The organism is Ligilactobacillus salivarius (assembly GCF_035231985.1).
GTDB lineage: Bacteria > Bacillota > Bacilli > Lactobacillales > Lactobacillaceae > Ligilactobacillus > Ligilactobacillus salivarius.
This window is the reverse complement of the sequence record NZ_CP117983.1, coordinates 1,537,168-1,557,302: the sequence shown is the minus strand read 5'-3', so window position 1 is coordinate 1,557,302 and position 20,135 is coordinate 1,537,168. Positions and strand designations below refer to the sequence as shown.

The window sequence follows — 20,135 nt, the reverse complement described above, 5'->3', positions numbered from 1 at the left end:
GGTGAGTGTAAAAATTATTGTACCAGCTACTAGTGCTAATATAGGTCCAGGATTTGATTCTTTGGGTTTAGCTGTAACTAGTTATTTAACAGTAATGGTTGTGGAAGAGAATGTAGATGCTTGGCATGTTGATCATAATTTAGGTGAAAAAATTCCACATGATGAAGAAAATTTAATTGTAAAGACAGCTTTAGAATTAGTACCAGACCTACAACCATTAGCAATAAAAGTAGAATCTGATATTCCATTAACCCGAGGCTTAGGAAGTAGCTCTTCTGCTATCGTTGCAGGTTTGATGTTAGCAAATCATTTTGGAAACTTGAATCTTTCGAAACAGGAATTGGTTCAAATAGCGACTGAAATTGAAGGACATCCAGATAACGTTGCACCAGCTATACTAGGCGATTTTGTCATTGCTACATATTTGGATGGAGAGATAATGTATGAAAAAATAAGTTTCCCAGATGTAAGTTTGTTAGCATATATTCCTGATTATTGGTTGGCTACTAAAAAGAGTAGAGAAGTATTACCAGCAAATTTGGATTTCAAAGATGCTGTTAGAGCTAATGCAATTGGTAATGCTTTGGTAGCGAAGATTGTATCTGGAAATAAAAAAGATATGGGAAAATTAATGGAAGCAGATCTCTTACACGAACCATATCGCGATAAATTAGTTCCACATTTCTTAAAGTTAAGATATTTGGGACATGAGGTAGGAGCATTTGCTACATATTTAAGTGGAGCTGGTCCTACAACAATGACGCTAATTGAAAAAGACAAGGTTGATGAATTTGTAAAAATTGCTCAAGAATCGGGCTTAAATGATGAATATCGTTTGCTTGAAGTTGATAGAAATGGTACAAGGATTGAAATAAAATAATAAGTATGAATCAGTAGTTTCTTAATATAAATAGGAATTACTGATTTTATTTTGTCATTAAAGATTGACTTTTTTAAGAAATATGTTATTTTATACCTTAAGATGTTCAAAAAAATAAAAAAGGAGTTTTTTATGAACAATAATGAATATGAAATATTACAATTAATTAAAAATCAAAGAATTGAAAATCAAAGAACTCTAGCTAAGATGAGTAATTTCTCTTTGGGGAAAGTAAATAGATTAATCAATAAATTAATAATGGAAGGTTTTTTGACCTCAGATTTGTCCATTACAAGTGCAGGTAAAAGATTATTTGAAGAACATAGGGTAAATAATGCAATTATTCTTGCGGCTGGATATGGTATGAGAATGACTCCTATAAATAATGATGTTCCTAAAGCACTTTTACAAGTAAAAGGAGAAGTGTTGATAGAGAGAATAATTCAACAGCTACATGATAAGCAAATATATGACATAAATATAGTTGTTGGATTCATGAAAGAAAAATTTGAGTATTTAATAGACAAATTTGGAGTAAATTTGATTGTTAATCCTGAATACGACAGAAAAAATAATTTGAGTTCATTGTATTTAACCAACTCAAGAATTTCTAATACATATATTATTCCAGGAGATATTTGGTTTAAAATTAATCCTTTTAGAATTAATGAATTTTATTCTTGGTATATGGTTAGTGATGAACTAAAAAACAATCAATATTATAAAGCAAGTAAAACTGGAAAATTACTACTAACTAAAAATAATGAGTTAGGTAATAAAGCGATTGGTGTGGCATTTATTTCAAATAAAGATAGTGACATCATTCAAAATAATATAAAAAAATTAAATGGAAATGCAAGAAATATTAGTGAATTTTGGGAAAAGTCTTTACTTCAAAAAAATAAATTGCTTGTAGCAGCTAGAATATATCCCAATAATGAATTTTCAGAGATAAATACTTATGAACAATTATTAGAATTAGATAGAGATTCTGATCACTTAGATAATGAAGCAATTGAAATTATACAAAGTACTTTTTCAGTAGATAAAAATGAGATACATGATATAAAAACTTTAAAAAAAGGTATGACAAATAGATCTTTTATTTTTAGTTGTAAAAATAAAAGATACATAATGCGAATACCGGGAGAAGGAACGGATGAATTAATAAATAGAGAACATGAATATGAAGTCTATAAAACAATAAAAGATTATCATGTAGGTGAAGAAATTCTTTATTTTAATAAAGAAAATGGTTTTAAAATAACTAGGTTTATAGATAATGCTCGGAATTGCGATGCTCAAAATTGGGATGAAGTTAAGAAATGTATGCAATTTTTGAAGAAGTTTCATAATTTGAAATTAAAGGTTAGTCATGAATTTAATTTAATGGAACAAGTTAATTTTTATGAGGGGTTACGAAAGAGTAATTCTATGTATGATGATTATGACTCAACTAAAAAAAATATTATAGAATTATATAGATTTATTAATGAGTGTAAACCAGAACACTGTTTAACGCATATTGATGCTAATCCTGACAATTTTATTATAAAAAGTGATAATAAGATATTATTGATTGATTGGGAGTATGCAGGAATGCAAGATCCTCACTTGGACATTGCGATGTTTGGAATATATTCACTTTATAATGGAGATGAAATGGATAAACTAATAGATATATATTTTGATGGTAAGTGTGATTTGAAAGATAGGGCAAAAATTTATTCTTATATAGCTATTAGTGGTCTGCTTTGGAGTAATTGGTGCGAGTATAAAAGAGAATTGGGAGTAGATTTTGGTGAATACTCATTAAGACAATATCGTTATGCAAAAGATTATTACAGAAAAGCTAAATTATTGATGGGAGAAATTAACAATGAGTAAAGTTAAAAGAGCAATTATAATGGCTGCTGGCTATGGTACAAGGTTAAGACCAATAACCTTATCTACGCCTAAACCATTAATAAAAGTGAATGGAATCAGAATGATTGAATCAGTTATAGAGGCGTTGCTAAAAAATGATATAAGAGAAATATACGTTGTGACAGGCTATTTGGCTGAAAAATTTGACTTTTTAGAAGAAAAGTATTCAGAAGTAACTCTTATATATAATCCCTATTATAGTAAATATAATAATATTTCTTCATTATATGTAGCTAGAGATCATTTGAAAGATGTAATTATTTTAGATGGAGATCAAATCATTAAAAATGATAAAATCCTAAGTCCCAATTTTGAAAAATCAGGGTATAACTGTGTATGGAGTGAAGAATACACGGATGAATGGCTTTTACAAGTAGAAAAAAATACAATAGTTAGTTGTAGTAGGAATGGTGGAGAAAAAGGTTGGCGCTTGTATAGCATTTCTCGTTGGAATCAAGAAGATGGTCAAAAATTGAAAGTAGACTTGGAATATCAATTTGAAGTAGAAAAAAATTATGATATTTATTGGGATGATGTGGCATTATTTTGCTCACCCCAAAATTATGATTTAGGCATTAGAGAAATGAACTTAGATGATGTTATAGAGATAGATACGATTGATGAATTAAGATTAGTTGATAAAAGCTATGATTAGAATGAAAGGTTAATAATGAAAAAGAAACTTGATATAGATTGGAGCATGATTTACATACCAATTACTGCTGTAGTAGCAATTAGTATAATTTTTATGATTTATCCTGCTTCTTCTAAAGAGTATTTAAAAAATATTAGAATGTTTTTGAGCAATAACTTTGAATCTTATTATATTGTCATTGCATTAGCATTTGTTATATGTACTTTATATTTGGCGTTTTCAAAATATGGAAAAATAAAATTAGGAAAAGAGAGTACAACTCCAGAATATTCTAATATTAAGTGGGGTATGATGATTTTTACTTCAACAATGTCTGCTGATATAATTTTTTATTCTTTATGTGAATGGATCATGTATTCGCAGGAAAGTTATATGAATCATATACCTGGTGGTTTACAAAAATGGGGATTGACGTACTCCTTATTTCATTGGGGCCCGATGGCATGGGGATTTTATATAATTCTATCAGTATGTTTTGGATATATGTTGCATGTTTCAAATAGAGAAAGACAACGTTTTTCAGAAGCATGTAGACCGTTATTAGGAAAATATACAGATGGAATTACAGGAAAAATTATAGATTTATTTGCAATATTTGCACTTATTGCTGGGACAGCAACAACATTTTCAATGTCTATGCCACTATTATCAACTGCTATAAATCAAGTAACAGGAATACCTAATAATAAGATGTTATCAGTAATGATACTATTATTGGTAGCTCTTATTTATACAATTGTCGCATTTATAGGAATGAAGGGATTAGCCAAGTTAGCTAACATATCAGTAGTGTTATTTTTAGCTTTACTTATATATGTATTTGTTTTTAGTGGTGAGCAAAGATTTATTATTGAAAATGGAATATCTTCTATAGGAAATTTGGTAAATAATTTTGTAAGTATTTCTACGGATACTGATCCACTTAGAAAATATACATTCATCCAGAAGTGGACGGTTTATTACTGGTCTTATTGGATGGTTTGGTGTGTAGCTACACCTTTCTTTATTGGGAAGATTAGTAAGGGAAGAACGATAAAAAATGTTATTTTAGGTGGCTATTCTTGGGGATTAGCTGGAACATATTTATCATTTATAATAATGAGTGGTTATGGATTAAGTAGACAATTTATGGGAAAAAATGATTTTATCAAGATGTTAGAGAATGGAAATGATTATGCATCAATAATTATCAGTATATTCAAAACAATTCCTTTGTCTAATATAGGTTTATTATTATTAGTGTTGGCAATGGTAGGACTATATTCTACTGTTTTTGATTCAATAACAATGGTATTTTCGGCGTATTCGTATAAAAATTTAGCTCTTGATCAAGAACCTGATAAAAAAATACGAGTTTTTTGGGCTATTGTATTTATAATATTACCAATTGCTTTAATTTTAACAGGAAATTCAGTTTATAATTTACAATCAGTTTCTATAATAGCTGCATTTCCTATAGGAATGATTATGATAGCGATAGTTGGAAGTTTTTTGAAAGAAATAAAGAATAATCATAAGTAAAGTATTTAATTTGATATTAGATTGTATTAAAATAGTGGTTGGTATTTTAATCGTAGGGGGTATTTATATTGCAAAAGAATAGACTATATTTTCTTTTGGGTAGTGTAGCTTTATTATCTTCACTTACTTTAGGAGTAAATAGTGCACAAGCCGATGCTACTGTACAACAAAGCAGTGCTAGTGTTGAAGTGCAAACGAGTACTAGTAGTGAATCTAATGCTAAGGAAACGGCTAGTGCAGACATTAGTGTAAACCAAAATGTTTCAAGTGCTGAAGATAGTAAACATTCAGAAAGTAATGTAGATAGTAGTAATGGTATAAGTAAAGCAAATGAATATGTAAACAGTGAAAATACTAGTGTTGTAAGTACCAATGTACAATCCTCTTCAGAGATTTCACAACATTTGAGTCAAAAAAATGCTACAAGTTTAAGTATTAGTACAACACAGGTGAAAAATGGATGGTATTCTGAACAGGATAACTGGTATTACTATAATAATAATAATATGCAAAAAGGCTGGCTCCAGGGTGGAAATGATTGGTATTATTTCAATCCAATAAATGGTCAAATGCAAAAGAGTTGGCTTCAAGGTGGAAATGACTGGTATTATTTCAATCCAGTAAGTGGACGTATGCAAAAGAATTGGCTCCAAGGTGGAGATGACTGGTATTATTTCAATCCAACAAGTGGGTATATGCAAAAAGGCTGGCTTCAAGGTGGAAATGACTGGTATTATTTTAATCCAACAAGTGGACATATGCAAAAGAGTTGGCTCCAAGGCGGAAATGACTGGTATTATTTTAGCCCGACAAGTGGACACATGCAAAAGGGTTGGCTTCAAGGTGGAAATGATTGGTATTATTTCAATCCAGTAAGTGGACGTATGCAAAGAGGATACGCATATATAAATGGTGTTAACTATAATTTTTCAAATAGTGGGAGACAAATTTTAAATTACTCTATTGATTACAGATATTCATTACCAGCTGGTGAAGGAGACGATGAAACAGCTGCTAATAACTATATTATTTTGCATGAAGTTGGTACAGAATCAGGTGCAGCAGTTAATGCTAAGTATTTCCATGATACAGTAGATACAAATGAGGCATATGTAACATTTGTTGTTGGTGATGGTGGTAGAGTTTACCAAGTTGGTAGACCTGGACAAGTATCTTGGAGTGCCGGTAGTGTGGCTAATCACAATGCTCCAGTTCAAATTGAGTTAGGTAGAACATATAATTCTGGTCAATTTTGGCAAGACTATGTAACATATGTCAGAGTAGCTCGTGATATGGCTGGTAAGTACGGCATACCTTTGACATTAGATGCAGGTGGTGCTGGAACTAGAGGTATCAAGAGTCACTACTGGGTAACAAAGAATATCTGGGGAGACCATGTTGATCCATACGGATATCTAAGTCGTTTTGGTGTTACACAAGCTAAGTTAGCACACGATTTATTGTATGGTGTGTAATTAATTATTGAACGAGTGGATTTTTATCTGCTCGTTCTTTTTAATTTACTTTAATAATTTAATCGGTTAAGATATGTTAGAATTAACTATAGGATAGTTAGATGCTTTATTGTATAAAGGAATGACATATATGAATAATCAGGAAAAGATCGAAATTTTAAAAAAGGATATTAAGTATAGAAGAGTAACAATCATAATTCAAATGATATTTGGATTGATATGTATCAGAATGCTTCAACATGGTTATGACACTATGATTGCGGTTATCGCTGCATTTGAAATTACATTATGCTTAAGTGACTTCAATAGAATTAGAAGAAATAGTAAAGAACTGAAGAAATTACAGTAAGTAAAATGATGGACACGAGTTGTTCATCATTTTTTTGTATGGGCGAAAATTTTTAAAGAATAGTTAAGAAATCGGTGCTATAATGATAACCATATTGAGTAAAACATAAGAGAGTAGCATTGGAGATGACGTGCAGGTGAAAGTTAATGAATACCCTAAAACTTGGAAGAGAACATTTATATCATTATGGTTAGGCTGTTTTATTACTGGACTAGGATTTTCCATGACTATGCCATTTATGCCACTGTTCATGGAAACCTTAGGTAATTTTTCGACTTGGCAACTAAATTTATATTCTGGTTTAGCTTTTTCCATGACATATTTATCGCAAGCAATTGTGTCACCATATTGGGGAAGTTTGGCAGATCGTAAGGGTCGTAAATTAATGTGTATGCGTGCTTCAGGTGTTATGGCTTTTACGATTTTCCTAACAGGATTAGCCCAAGGTGTTTGGGTGATTATTTTCCTTCGTTTCTTACAAGGAGCATTCTCTGGTTATATAAATAATGCGACTGCATTTATTGCTGGCGAAACTCCACGTGCTAAAACGGGATCCGCAATGGCAAATATGATGACTGCTAGTGTTTCAGGAAACCTACTAGGACCTATTTTTGGTGGCGCGATTGCTGGATCATTTGGCTATCGAGTACCATTCTTTATTACAGGTTTTATGATGTTAGTTGCGTTTTTCTTAACCTGGATAAATACTAAAGAACACTTTAAGCCAGTAGCTAAACGTGAAATGAAGCCTATGAAAGAAATTTTTTCTCAAATTTCAAATACTAAATTGATAATTTCAATGTTTATAACAACTTTAATTATTAACGCATCACTAATGTCAATTTCACCAATCATTAGTTTGTTGGTTAAAAGATTGATGCATGGGCAAGGTAATATTTCTTTAGTTAGTGGAATTGTTGCGGCTGCACCAGGATTTGGAACGCTATTGGTAGCAAATAAATTAGGACATAAAATGGACGAAATAGGACCAGAAAAAGTATTAATAACTGGATTAGTTGTAGAAGTACTACTATTTATTCCAATGTCCTTAGTAACTTCGCCATGGCTATTAGCTGTGTTACGTTTCTTCATAGGAATTGCGGATGCAGCTTTATTACCAGCTGTACAGACGATCTTATCAGTAGACGTACCACCAGCAGCATTTGGTAGAATCTTCAGTTATAATCAATCTTTCCAAGCTAGTGGTGGGGTAATTGGGCCATTGCTAGGATCATTCGTATCTAGTTTGTTTGGTTATCAAGCAGTCTTTTTATTCACAGCTTTGATGTTAGGATTTAATTTCATTCTAGTAATTTGGTCACAAAATAAACGAATTTTAGTAAAGAAATAGCATTTATCACGGTAGAGATGCCGTAATAAATGCTATTTTGGTTTATTCATTAGACTCTTAATTGCTAATGCTATTTTGGCTTATTCTCTAGACTCTTAATTGCTAAAGATTCATAAGGTTGTAGTGTAATTTGTTTTGCAGTCTTTTGAATCTCATTTTGGTAATTATCGATAAGTGTTGTGCATTCCTTATCTTGATATTCAGCTGGTAAATCAATTGTAACTTCAGTGCCATAGAAGTTATTGAAGACAACTAATTTCTCAGATGAATCATCTAGATAACGCTCATAAGCAAAGACTTGTTTATCATCTGCCAATAATTCTTTGAAATGACCAGCGTAGATAAGTGGTTCTGATTTTCTTAATTTAATCAATTTTTGATAGTGATTAAAGATTTCTCCACTAGCTAATTCTTTTTCTACATTAATTTCATCTTGATCAGTAGGCATTAACCAAGGTTTTACTTCACTAAAGCCAGCATATTTACTATCATCCCAATGCATAGGAACACGGGAATTATCACGTGATTTAGAAACAACAATTTCAAAAGCACGATCCTTATCTACACCCTTATCAAGTAACATTTGGTATCCGTTCAAAGCTTCTACATCAACATAATCGTCAATGGATTTATAATGAGGATCCATCATGCCTAATTCTTCACCCATGTAGATGTAAGGAGTACCACGAAGTAGGTGTAGGGTAGTTGCTAGCATTTCAGCTGATTTTTCACGGTAGTTTACGGGATCACCAAAACGATTTAATGCCCAAGGTTGATCATGATTGTTCCAGAATAATGCATTCCAGCCATTGCCTTTATCCATTTCTGTTTGCCAAGTAGATAATAGGGATTTTAATTCCATAAAGTTAAATGGAACCTTGCTCCATTTTTCACCGTTATCGTAGTCAACCTTCAAATGATGGAAAGTGAAGACCATAGATAATTCATGTTCATCTGGATTTGTATATTCAATTGAGTTAGGGATAGTTGTTGATGACATTTCTCCAACAGTTACGATTTCAGGATCTGTTCCAAAAGTATTACGGTTGAGTTCCTTAATATACTTATGAACAACTGGAGTATCAGTATATAGCGGTTTTTCATGATCTGGATCTACAGAATCTACCAATACTTCATCTTTTCCAATTACATTAAGCACGTCAAATCTAAAGCCAGCAACGCCTTTTTCTTTCCAGAAGTTGACGATTTTAGCTGCTTCAGCACGTACGTCTGGATTATGCCAGTCTAAATCTGCTTGAGTCTTATCATATAAATGAAGGTAGTATAAATCTGTATCACCAAATTTTTCCCATGCAGGACCACCAAATTTAGATTGCCAGTTAGTTGGTAATGAACCATCTTCTTTAGCAGGACGAAGATAGAAATATTTTTGATACTTTTCATCGCCAGCCAAAGCTTTTTGGAACCATTCATGTTCAGTGGAACAGTGATTTAATACCATATCCAACATTACACCAATGTTAGCTTCTTTTAGCTTGGCTACCATTTCTTCAAAATCTTCCATAGTACCAAAACGTTCATCTATCTTATAGTAATCAGCGATATCATATCCATTATCATTTTGCGGAGAAACATAAAAAGGATTGAACCAAATCATATCAATATTAAGTTTCTTCAAATAGTCAATCTTAGCAATAATTCCTTTCAAATCTCCAAAACCATCATTATTAGAATCGTAAAATGACTTAGGATAAATTTGATAAATTACTTTTTGACCAAGTTTTGTCATGTTTAGCTACCTCTTTTCTTAGATTTTTTTTCTACGAGCAAAGTCAATAAATTTAAATTTGTCAGGGCGATGATAGGAAGATGTTAGTTGGAATAGTGTAGTGTCGTCTAAATAAGAAAGACTTCTGACTATAACAACGAGTTTATCATCATCCAGTTGCAACTTTTCAGCGATGTCATCTGCGGCTTTTTCAACCGTAATAGCTTTAGTAGCATAGGATACTTCTAAATGCAATTCTTTTTCCAAATATTCATAAATAGAGTCTTCAGCTACACCAGCTGGCAAAGAAGAAACTGGAGGTGTAAGTAGATAATCTTGATCTAATACTACAGGTAGGTCGTCGATAGTACGAAGACGTTCAACGAAAATTGCCTGTTGATTATCGATATTAATGTCCATAAATCTTTTAGGAGCCAATGTGTTTACTTGCTTTAGAACCGTTGTCTTAGCATGCATATTTAGAGATCTATTTAATTCCTTAAAACTTGTAATCCCAGAAATAGGGAAGGTAAATTTTTGAATATCTAAAACGACAGAACCCTTACCACGGATTTTTTGAATAAGTCCTAATTCGGTTAAATGATTGAGAGCTTTACGAATAGTTTCGCGAGAAGTTCCATAAAGTTCACAAAGTTGATGTTCACTTGGGAGATAATCTCCTTCTTTATATTGATGATATTTAATTTTTGAAGCGATGTCTTGCGCAATCATATCATATTTACTTTGTATCAAATTGCATCCCTCCAATTAAGTTAAGTAAATTTCAAAATCATTATAACAATTAATAGATGTATATACAATATATTAATACGACAATTTTGTTGAATATATTGATTTTAAAATATTTGTAAACAATTTCATGTTTTTAATTGACAACTTGTATATACAAGTGATACTATGATTACGGAAAGAAAAAGAAAAGGTTTACAGGAGGGAAAAACATGGCTAAGAAAGTAAAAATTGTTTCTCCAGCAGCAGGTAAAGTATTAGCGCTTAGTGCAACTAATGATGAAGTTTTCTCCACAGGTATGATGGGAGAAGGCTTTGGTTTAGAACCTGTTAGTGAACAAGTTGTTGCACCAGTTTCAGGTAAGATAACTATGGTAGCCGATTCTAAACATGCGGTAGGTATTACTACTAAAGAAGGTTTAGAAGTTTTGGTACATATGGGTATCGATACTGTAGGCTTGAACGGCGAACCTTTTGATTTAGCCATTCAAGATGGACAAGAAGTTAAGGCAGGTCAAGCATTAGCTACAATGTCCCTAGAAAATATTAAACTAGCTGGCTTAGAAACAACAATCATGGTAATTATAACTAACTCCAGCGATAAATTGGAAGGGCTTGATATTGAAGAAGGTGAAGTTGAAGCCGGTAAAGAAGTTGCAACTGCCTACGTTAAAGCTGCTACTAAGAAAAATGGCAAGTTAGATTATGATGCTTTGGCAGATGTAATTATTGATAATGTTGGTGGCCAAGAAAATGTAAATAGCTTGGTTCATTGTATCACTCGTCTTCGTTTCAACTTAAAAGATGAAGGTAAGGCTCATGATGATGTCTTGAAAGATACAGACGGAGTAATTGACGTGTTACATGCATCTGGTCAATATCAAGTTGTTATCGGAAATGAAGTTACTAACGTTTTTGATGCAGTTATGAAGAAAATGCCAAATCTAGCTGACGCACCAGCAGAAGATACAGCTCCTGTTGATGATGGTAGAAATCCTGTTAGTCGCGCATTTGGTAACTTAATTGGTGTTATTACTGGTTCCATGAGTCCAGTAGTTGGGGTAATCGCAGCATCTGGTATTATTAAAGGTCTTTTAGCATTATTAACTTTACCTCAATTAGGAGCGTTGCTTGATGCCAAGAGTACAGCATACATTACAGTTAGTGCAATGGCAGATTCTGCATTCTACTTCTTACCAGTCTTGGTAGGATTTGCGGCAGCTAAGCGTTTAGGTGGCGATCCAATTGTAGCCGCAGTTATTGGTGGGGTACTAACATATCCACAATTAGTAACTTGGGGTAAAGCATTTAAAGGTATGTTTACAATCTTTGGAATTAACTTCCAATTCTTAAACTACACATACTCCATTTTCCCAATGATTTTAGCTGCATGGATGGCTAAGAAGTTAGGTGACTGGTTGAAGAAAGTTCTCCCTAGCTACTTACAAATGATTTTCAATCCATTAATTACAGTATTAGTTGTTTCAACAATTACTTTAGTTGTTACAGGTCCAATTATTCAAGGTGTTGCTAACGGTATCGCTGACTTCATTAACTGGTTAGTACATTCTTCCGGTTGGGTAGGCGGCTTGGTAATTGGTGGTTTCTATCAATTACTAGTTATCTTCGGTTTACACTGGGGCGTTGTGCCATTGGTTGCTCAACAAATCGCAGGTTCTGGCGAAAGTGCTTTGAACGCTATTATTTCTGTAACAATGGTTTCTCAAGGTGCAGCTGTTTTAGCAGTAGCTATCAAGTCCAAGAAGAATGACATGAAGTCATTAGGTATCGCTGCAGCAATCTCCGCATTCTGTGGGGTTACAGAACCAGCTATCTACGGTATCAACTTACGTTATCGTAAAGTATTTATTTCCGGTTTAATCGGATCTGCTGTAGGTGGTTTTGTCACAGGTTTAATGCACGGTTCCATGTTTGGATTTACAGGATCTCTAATCGGTTTCTCCTCATTCTTTGATTTGAAACATCCTAGTGATTTAAATAGTTTCTATGCATTCTTAATCTCAAGTGCTTTAGCTTTAGTAGTAAGTTTTGTAGTAACTTGGGTATGGGGATACAGTGACGACATGGCAATGAGTAAGAAAGTTGAAAAGAAGAAACGCCCAGGAACAGTTTAATAATAAAATAAAGGTACCATTTCCTAGAAAAAAAGGAGATGGTACCTTATTTTTTAGCGATTGAAGTAAATAACAGTTTTAGTATCTTTAGTCATTTTAACCTTAGTAATACCAGCATTTGTAGGTTCGCTAATATTAACTAGATTACCGATATTGAGAATATAATCTAAGATTAATTTGATGGTGAAACCATGGCTAACAACTAGTACAGAGTCATCAGGATGTCGAGCGATAACTTCATCGAAGAAAGATTCTAAACGTGATTTTACTTCTAAATATGTATCACCTTTTGAATCCACCCAAGAATTAGGGAGCAGATTGTGATGTTCATCGAAATATTGGGGATATTTTTGCCAAATATCAGCTTCGATTTCTCCGTCCCAAGTGCCATAATCATATTCTTTTAGGCGAGGATCAAAAGTAATAGTTTTATCACTACCACCGATAATAGTGGCAGTTTGAGCAGCTCGTAAAAGCGGACTAGCATAGATAGCGTCAAAATTGTCAGTTCCAAGTTTGGAAAGTGTAACTTGAGCTTGAGAGCGTCCAAGTTCAGTTAGTGGAGTGTCAATTTGGCTACCTTGAAGAATTCCCTTAGCATTGGCTTCACTTTGTCCGTGACGGATAATATAAAATGTTGTCATAATTGCACACCTCTAGCATAATTTTCTTTAGTTTAAAGGTTTTCAAAAATTAATTCAAGAAAATAAAATTAATATTGCTAAATTATTTAAAAGTGATACAGTAGGTAGAAAAGACAACTAGTCGAAGAAAAGAGTGGTATAAATGACAAAGGCATTGTTGATTATTGATTATACTAATGATTTCGTGGATGATAAGGGAGCTTTAACTTGTGGTAAGCCGGCTCAAGAGTTGGAAGACTACATTGTTAAAACAGCTCAAGATTTTTATAGCAATGGTGATTATGTAATTCTACCAACAGATACACATTTTGAAAATGACGTATTTCACCCAGAACATAAATTGTTCCCACCACATAATATAGCAGGGACTTGGGGACAAAAGTTGTATGGAAAATTAGATGAATGGTATCAAGAACATCAAGCAGACGGAAAGGTATATCAATTTGCGAAGAATCGCTACTCTGCCTTTCAAAATACTAATCTAGATAATTTCTTGCGTGAAAGAGGAATTAAAGATCTATATTTAGTAGGAGTTTGTACCGATATTTGTGTCTTACATACAGCAATTGGTGGCTACAATTTGAATTATCAATTAACAATTCTAAAAGATGGAGTAGCTACTTTTACAGATAATGGACAAGAATGGGCTCTAGAACATTTTAAGAATAGTTTAGGAGCAAAAGTTGAATAGAATACAAAAGAAGAGCCGAGAAATTAATCTTGACTCTTTTTAATTATTCAATTGATTTATTAATCAAGAGGTTTCCATTCCCAGTTTTCAACTTCTGGTAAATCAGTACCTTCATCACGAATGTATTGATGATGCTTAGCAACTTTAGCATCCATTTCAGCAACAAGTTGACCATACTTGTCAGCATCTGGAAGAGAAAGTGCAACAGATTTTACAAGATCGAAGCGATCCATTTGGCTTAGCACACGCATATCGAATGGAGTTGTGATATCACCATTTTCACGATAGCCGTGGAAAGCAACGTTATGATTGTGACGGTAGTAGAAGATGTCACGCAATAGGCCTTCATAACCATGGAAAGCAAAGATAACGGGCTTGTCTTTTGTAAAGTAAGCATCAAATTCATCATCGCTTAAGCCACGAGGATCTACCTTAGGACTACGTAACTTCAAGATATCAACAACATTGATGAAGCGAATCTTCAAGTCAGGTAATTTTTCATGCAAGATAGAAATTGCAGCTAAAGCTTCTAAGTTTGGTTCTGTACCAGCAGCAGCGATAACTACGTCTGGTTCAGCATTCTTATCAGTTGAAGCCCAATCAATAATCTTCAAACCTTTATCAACTAATTCCTTAGCTTCTGCAGCTGAGTAGAATTGTTGACGTGGGTGCTTAGAAGCAACAATCAAGTTAATCTTATCGCGATCATTAATAGTCTTGTCGAATACAGCCAATAATGAGTTAGCATCTGCAGGTAAGTATTCACGAATATATTCAGGTTTCTTATCAGCTAAGTGACCTAAAATACCAGGATCTTGGTGTGTGTAACCATTGTGATCTTGTTGGAATACAGTAGATGTAGCAATAACATTCAATGATGGAATTGATGTACGCCAAGGTTGTTCAGTTGCTTTACGTAACCACTTGAAGTGTTGTGTCAACATAGAGTCAACTACACGCAAGAATGATTCATAACTTGCAAAGAAACCATGACGACCAGTCAAAACATATCCTTCTAAGAAACCTTCAGCTTGATGTTCTGATAATTGAGAATCAATAACTTGACCTGATGGAGCTAAGTATTGATCGTTAGGTTCCTTAATTTCAGCTAACCATTGACGCTTAGTTACGTCAAAGATAGGTGCTAAACGGTTAGACATTGTTTCGTCAGGACCAAAAACACGATAGTTATGACGGTTATCAGAAAGTACTTTTTCAAGGTATTTACCTAAAACAGTCATATCTTGAGCAACTTCTTTACCTGGAACAGATGTATCAACAGCAAAATCACGGAAATCAGGTTTGATAACTTCTCTGATTAATTTACCAGGGTTAGTGTGAGGGTTAGCAGCCATACGCTTGTCGCCCTTAGGTGTAATTTCAGCAATTTCAGCTTTCAACTTACCATTTTCATCGAACAATTCTTCAGGTTTATAACTTTCAAGCCAGTCAACCAAAGCATCAGCATGTTGCATATCATTTTGATCAACAGGAATTGGAATTTGATGGGCACGAAATGAATTTTCAATTGGTTCGCCATCCCATTCTTTAGGACCAGTCCAACCTTTAGGGGCACGGAAGATAATAACAGGCCATGCTGGAAGACTAGGATCGTTATTTTCACGAGCATTCTTTTGAATAGCCTTGATTTCTTCAATTGCTTCATCCATTGCTTTAGCCATTGCAGGATGCATCAACTTAGGATCATCGCCTTCAACAAAGATTGGATGCCAACCCATACCTTCAAAGTACTTAGTCAAAGTTTCATCACTTTCACGAGAAAGGATAGTAGGGTTAGAAATCTTAAATCCATTAAGATCTAAAATTGGTAGGACAGCACCATCATGAATAGGGTTGATAAATTTGTTAGATTGCCATGAAGCAGCTAATGGACCAGTTTCAGCTTCACCATCACCAACAACTGCAGCCACAATCAAATCAGGATTATCTAAAACTGCACCAACAGAGTGAGAAATAGAGTAACCTAATTCGCCACCTTCATGAATAGAACCTGGTGTTTCAGGAGCAGCATGTGATGCAACACCACCTGGGAAGGAGAAACGTTTAAATAGACGTTTCATACCTTGTTCATCTTGAGAAATTTCAGGATAAATTTCAGAGTAAGAACCATCAAGATATGAGTTAGAAACCATAACTTGACCACCATGACCTGGGCCTTCAACGTAGAACATATTCAAGTCATATTTGTTGATGACACGGTTCAAATGGGCATAAATGAAGTTTTGGCCAGCGATAGTTCCCCAGTGACCAATTGGTTTAACCTTAACGTCTTCTGCCTTTAAAGGACGACGAAGTAAAGGATTATCTTTTAAGTATAATTGACCAACTGAAACATAGTTAGCAGCACGCCAATAAGCATCTAATTTATCTAAGTATTCTTGGGATGAATAATCTGTCATGAGTGTACCCTCCTAATTAATAAATCTGTTTTTTCTTTAATAATTAACTTTACAAGTAAATAATAACGCTTTTTTATCAAATGTCAACCATTTTTGAAATTGGAACGTACCAATTTAAAAAAACGTTAAGAAAAAAACTCTCAGTGCAAAACACGAGAGTTAATCTAGGTTGATAAAAGTATTAAATTTAAGGTATTTAAAATGTAGTCGCATTTGTGAAAATTCAAATGGAGTACCGTTATCTAAAAAGAAGATACCTTCCATCACACTGACAGGTTCATTTTCTTTAAGTTTGAGTAAATTTTGATCTTCTGAAGTTGAAGGTTCAGCATAAATTGACATGAATGATTTGCTGGCAGTTTGGTTAAGTTCAGATTGAATGTAAGCAAAGATTGAACTTTCAAGCTGAGTACGACTAAGTTTAGGTAAGATTTTAATAGGAATATATCCTGTTTCAATCATAAAAGGTTCATCTTCAAAAAGACGAAGACGGATAATTTTATACACAAAATCTTCAGGGGATAAGAATAAATCTCTTTGTAACTCTGAAGTTGGTTTGATTACTTGGAAATCTAAAATTTTGGTTTGAGGTTTCTTTCCTTTTAATCTGAAATTATCGGAAATCCCTAAGTTAGATCCTTCCTCATAATTAAAAATAGATTCATTTTTTAAGTACAAGGGATTAATAAAAGTACCTGATCCACGCTTTTTAAAAATAATACCCTCATTGGACATTTTGCTAAGAGCACGTTTGACCGAACTACGACTAACATTGTATTGTTCAGCTAATGAACGTTCATCTGGTAGTTTCATATCAGTAAACTTACCAGCAAATATTTTTTCTTTTAAATCACTGATAATATTTTTATAGACTAATTCAGCCATTTTCTCCCCACTTTCTATCATAAAAAAACAAGTCTTATACAATAAAGTAAAGCACAATTGTAAAAAAACGACAAGTGGTGACACACAGTAACAAAAGAAGGTGGTAAAATAAGAGATAAGTAATTTTAGGAGGTAAGTAACTGTTACTAGTATATAAAATAATGTAGAATTTAATGGTATAAAATTTCATTAGAAATAATAATGTGGAGTGAATATTATACAAACAAAGTTTTTTAAGAAATTTACTGTATTAAGAAGTTTAATTATATAGCGAACTAAAGTTCTATTTTCATCTTGGATTAGTCTGAAATTATTGATAAAATATTAATTGAAGTAATTCTAATTATGAAAAGTGGTGAAAATAGTGATCCGAGTTCAAAAAGTAAGACTTTATCCAAATCAAACTATGAAAAAGGTTATTGATGATTTATGTGATTATCGTAGATATTGTTGGAATCGAGGTTTAGCTTTATGGAATGATATGTATGATAGTTCCCTGGTTTTAGATGATAAAAAGTTAAAACCTAGTAAACGTAAGGTTCGAGATGAGTTAGTGGCTAATAAAGAGGATTGGCAGTATCAATTATCAGCTCGTTGTTTACAATTAGCGATTTCTGATTTAGGCAAAGCTTGGAGCAACTTTTTTAATAAAGCTATGCCAGATTGGGGAAAGCCTAAATTTAAATCTAAAAAAGCTTCTAGACAGGGCTTTAAAACCGATAGAGCCAAAATTATTAATGGGAAACTAAGGCTAGACAAGCCTCGTGGGAAAACTTGGTACGATATTAAGTTTAAAGGTGCTAAGAGCTTAGCTGGTGATTTAAAAGTGGTTTCTGTTTACCGTGAAAATGGTAAGTATTGGGCTAGTTTACCTTTCGAAGTTGAAATAGCTAAGAAAAATAAAACTAGCAATAAAACAGCGGTTGATATTAATGTCGGTCATTTTAATTATACCGAAGGTAAAGTTAATACTCTGCCTAATCATTTAAAGAAACTATATAAACGAATTAAGTATTATCAACGTCAGTTAGCCAGGAAACGTATTGTCAATGGAAGAAAAGCTACTCAATCACATAATTACGTTAAAACGAGAGCCAAGTTACAACGTGATTATCGTAAAGTAGCTAATATCCAACATGATATTATTCATAAATTTACGACCAAACTAGTGAGTGATTACGACAAGATTGCAATTGAAGATTTAGATGTAAAGAAAATGCAGATGACGCACGTTGCTTCTAAAGGCTTACAGAGGTCATTATTTGGGTATTTTAGACAAGTATTGACTTATAAAGCTGAATGGTATAGTCGATACTTGAAGTTAGCTGATAAATATTATCCAAGCACACAAAGATGTTCTAATTGTGATCATATTAAGACTGGCGAAGATAAAATTGGTCTTGATGGTAACCAAAAATATAAAACTAAGCATAACGAATATATTTGTTATGCATGTGGTTTTGAAATGGATAGAGATGAAAATGCAGTTAAAAATCTTTTAGCTTTATTAGATTAAAATATTTTTAGGGTGGGCTACACCCTTATGCTATCAGAGCCAGTCAATGTCGTTACCCTCTTGTTAGGATATGGGAATACTGGTGTTGACGGTAGTAAATAAAATTAGGAAAGGGAAAGCTATATTTCTTTCTAATGATGTAGAACTAATAAATATTGTTCTATATTATTCCACATTTTATATAGCAGGAAAGTTATGTCAGTATTAGTTTTAGGTGGTGCTGGATACATTGGTTCCCACACCGTAGATCGCTTAGTTGAAGCGGGTAAAGACGTTGTCGTAGTTGATAGCTTGGTTACAGGTCATTTAGCTGCGGTACGTAAAGAAGCAAAATTTTATCAAGGGGATTTAGCAGATAAGGATTTCATGCGTAAAGTTTTCACTGAAAATCCAGATATCGATGCAGTAATTCACTTTGCAGCATTCTCATTAGTTGCAGAATCTATGAAAGATCCTTTGAAGTATTTTGATAACAATACAGCAGGTATGGTTAAACTTCTTGAAGTTATGAATGAGTTTGATATCAAGTATATCGTCTTTTCATCCACAGCTGCTACATATGGTATTCCTGAAAAAATGCCAATCTATGAAGATGATCCACAACTTCCAATTAACCCATACGGTGAAAGTAAGTTGATGATGGAAAAAATTATGCGTTGGGCAGATGAAGCTTATGGAATTAAGTTTGTTGCTTTACGTTACTTCAATGTGGCTGGTGCAAAACCAGATGGATCTATTGGTGAAGATCATCATCCAGAAACACACTTATTACCAATCGTGTTGCAAGTAGCAATGGGTGAACGTGAAAAGTTACAAATTTTTGGCGATGATTACAACACTCCAGATGGAACTAATGTCCGTGACTACGTACATCCATTTGATTTAGCAGATGCACACATTTTAGCAGTAGATTATTTACGTAATGGTAACGAATCAAGTGCCTTTAACTTAGGTTCTTCAACAGGTTTCTCTAACTTGGAAATCGTAAAGGCTGCTCGTGAAGTAACTGGTAAAGAAATTCCAGCTGAAATCGCAGCTCGTCGTGGTGGAGATCCTGATACATTGATTGCTGCTTCAGAAAAAGCACGCAAAGTTCTAGGATGGAAACCAGAATTTGATGACATTCACAAGATTATCGAAACTGCTTGGAAGTGGCATACAACTCATCCACAAGGATATAACGACTAAAAATAAAGAAAGCTTGAGAC

Annotated in this window: 16 protein-coding genes; 11 read left to right on the top strand and 5 right to left on the bottom strand. The window is 33.4% G+C overall.

Annotation, left to right across the window (positions count from 1 at the left end; genetic code table 11):
- The first annotated feature begins 1 nt into the window (after position 1).
- The 7 genes from thrB (at position 2) to PTA89_RS07640 (ending at position 8,157) form a co-directional block, all read left to right on the top strand.
- Positions 2-880: a homoserine kinase gene (gene thrB, locus PTA89_RS07670; protein ID WP_324177134.1), complete on the top strand. Its 879-nt coding sequence runs from the start codon at positions 2-4 to the stop codon at positions 878-880.
- A gap of 132 nt (positions 881-1,012) precedes the next feature.
- Entirely contained in the window at positions 1,013-2,767 is a 1,755-nt protein-coding gene (locus PTA89_RS07665) for a phosphotransferase (protein ID WP_324177133.1), read from the top strand.
- On the top strand, positions 2,760-3,461 hold the full coding sequence (locus tag PTA89_RS07660; protein WP_160999530.1) for a sugar phosphate nucleotidyltransferase: 702 nt from the start codon (positions 2,760-2,762) through the stop codon (positions 3,459-3,461). The genes PTA89_RS07665 and PTA89_RS07660 overlap by 8 nt, the downstream gene beginning before the upstream one ends.
- Positions 3,462-3,476: 15 nt before the next feature.
- Entirely contained in the window at positions 3,477-4,982 is a 1,506-nt protein-coding gene (locus tag PTA89_RS07655; RefSeq protein WP_324177132.1) for a BCCT family transporter, read from the top strand.
- Between the two features lie 68 nt (positions 4,983-5,050).
- On the top strand, positions 5,051-6,457 hold the full coding sequence (locus PTA89_RS07650; protein WP_324177131.1) for an N-acetylmuramoyl-L-alanine amidase: 1,407 nt from the start codon (positions 5,051-5,053) through the stop codon (positions 6,455-6,457).
- Between the two features lie 130 nt (positions 6,458-6,587).
- Positions 6,588-6,806: a hypothetical protein gene (locus PTA89_RS07645; protein WP_003705415.1), complete on the top strand. Its 219-nt coding sequence runs from the start codon at positions 6,588-6,590 to the stop codon at positions 6,804-6,806.
- 136 nt (positions 6,807-6,942) lie between these two features.
- Positions 6,943-8,157, top strand: a complete 1,215-nt coding sequence (locus tag PTA89_RS07640) for an MFS transporter (protein ID WP_187397958.1) — start codon at positions 6,943-6,945, stop codon at positions 8,155-8,157.
- Positions 8,158-8,227: 70 nt separating this feature from the next.
- On the opposite strand, the gene treC is transcribed toward PTA89_RS07640, so the two are convergent.
- Both treC and treR read right to left on the bottom strand, forming a co-directional pair.
- Entirely contained in the window at positions 8,228-9,907 is a 1,680-nt protein-coding gene (gene treC, locus PTA89_RS07635) for an alpha,alpha-phosphotrehalase (protein WP_324177130.1), read from the bottom strand.
- An 18-nt stretch (positions 9,908-9,925) separates the two neighbouring features.
- Positions 9,926-10,639 (bottom strand): trehalose operon repressor, encoded by a 714-nt coding sequence (treR, locus tag PTA89_RS07630; RefSeq protein ID WP_324177129.1) that lies wholly within the window; start codon positions 10,637-10,639, stop codon positions 9,926-9,928.
- Between the two features lie 209 nt (positions 10,640-10,848).
- On the opposite strand from treR, the gene PTA89_RS07625 reads away from it, so the two are divergent.
- A complete protein-coding gene (locus PTA89_RS07625; protein WP_324177128.1) occupies positions 10,849-12,771 on the top strand; it encodes a glucose PTS transporter subunit IIA in 1,923 nt (640 codons plus the stop codon).
- A gap of 53 nt (positions 12,772-12,824) precedes the next feature.
- Here PTA89_RS07625 and PTA89_RS07620 read toward each other — a convergent pair whose 3' ends face one another.
- Positions 12,825-13,415, bottom strand: a complete 591-nt coding sequence (locus PTA89_RS07620; protein WP_011476385.1) for a histidine phosphatase family protein — start codon at positions 13,413-13,415, stop codon at positions 12,825-12,827.
- A 142-nt stretch (positions 13,416-13,557) separates the two neighbouring features.
- On the opposite strand from PTA89_RS07620, the gene PTA89_RS07615 reads away from it, so the two are divergent.
- Positions 13,558-14,106 (top strand): cysteine hydrolase family protein, encoded by a 549-nt coding sequence (locus tag PTA89_RS07615; protein WP_081512725.1) that lies wholly within the window; start codon positions 13,558-13,560, stop codon positions 14,104-14,106.
- Positions 14,107-14,165: 59 nt separating this feature from the next.
- Here the strand turns inward: PTA89_RS07615 and PTA89_RS07610 are convergent, their stop codons facing one another.
- Both PTA89_RS07610 and PTA89_RS07605 read right to left on the bottom strand, forming a co-directional pair.
- Positions 14,166-16,526 (bottom strand): phosphoketolase family protein, encoded by a 2,361-nt coding sequence (locus tag PTA89_RS07610; RefSeq protein WP_081538256.1) that lies wholly within the window; start codon positions 16,524-16,526, stop codon positions 14,166-14,168.
- 159 nt (positions 16,527-16,685) lie between these two features.
- Positions 16,686-17,411: a GntR family transcriptional regulator gene (locus PTA89_RS07605; protein WP_101897669.1), complete on the bottom strand. Its 726-nt coding sequence runs from the start codon at positions 17,409-17,411 to the stop codon at positions 16,686-16,688.
- Between the two features lie 364 nt (positions 17,412-17,775).
- Here PTA89_RS07605 and PTA89_RS07600 point away from each other — a divergent pair, with 364 nt between their 5' ends.
- Entirely contained in the window at positions 17,776-18,927 is a 1,152-nt protein-coding gene (locus PTA89_RS07600; RefSeq protein WP_003705405.1) for an RNA-guided endonuclease InsQ/TnpB family protein, read from the top strand.
- A gap of 195 nt (positions 18,928-19,122) precedes the next feature.
- Positions 19,123-20,115, top strand: coding sequence for a UDP-glucose 4-epimerase GalE (gene galE, locus PTA89_RS07595; RefSeq protein WP_003703422.1), 993 nt, complete (start codon positions 19,123-19,125; stop codon positions 20,113-20,115).
- The last annotated feature ends 20 nt before the right edge of the window (positions 20,116-20,135 follow it).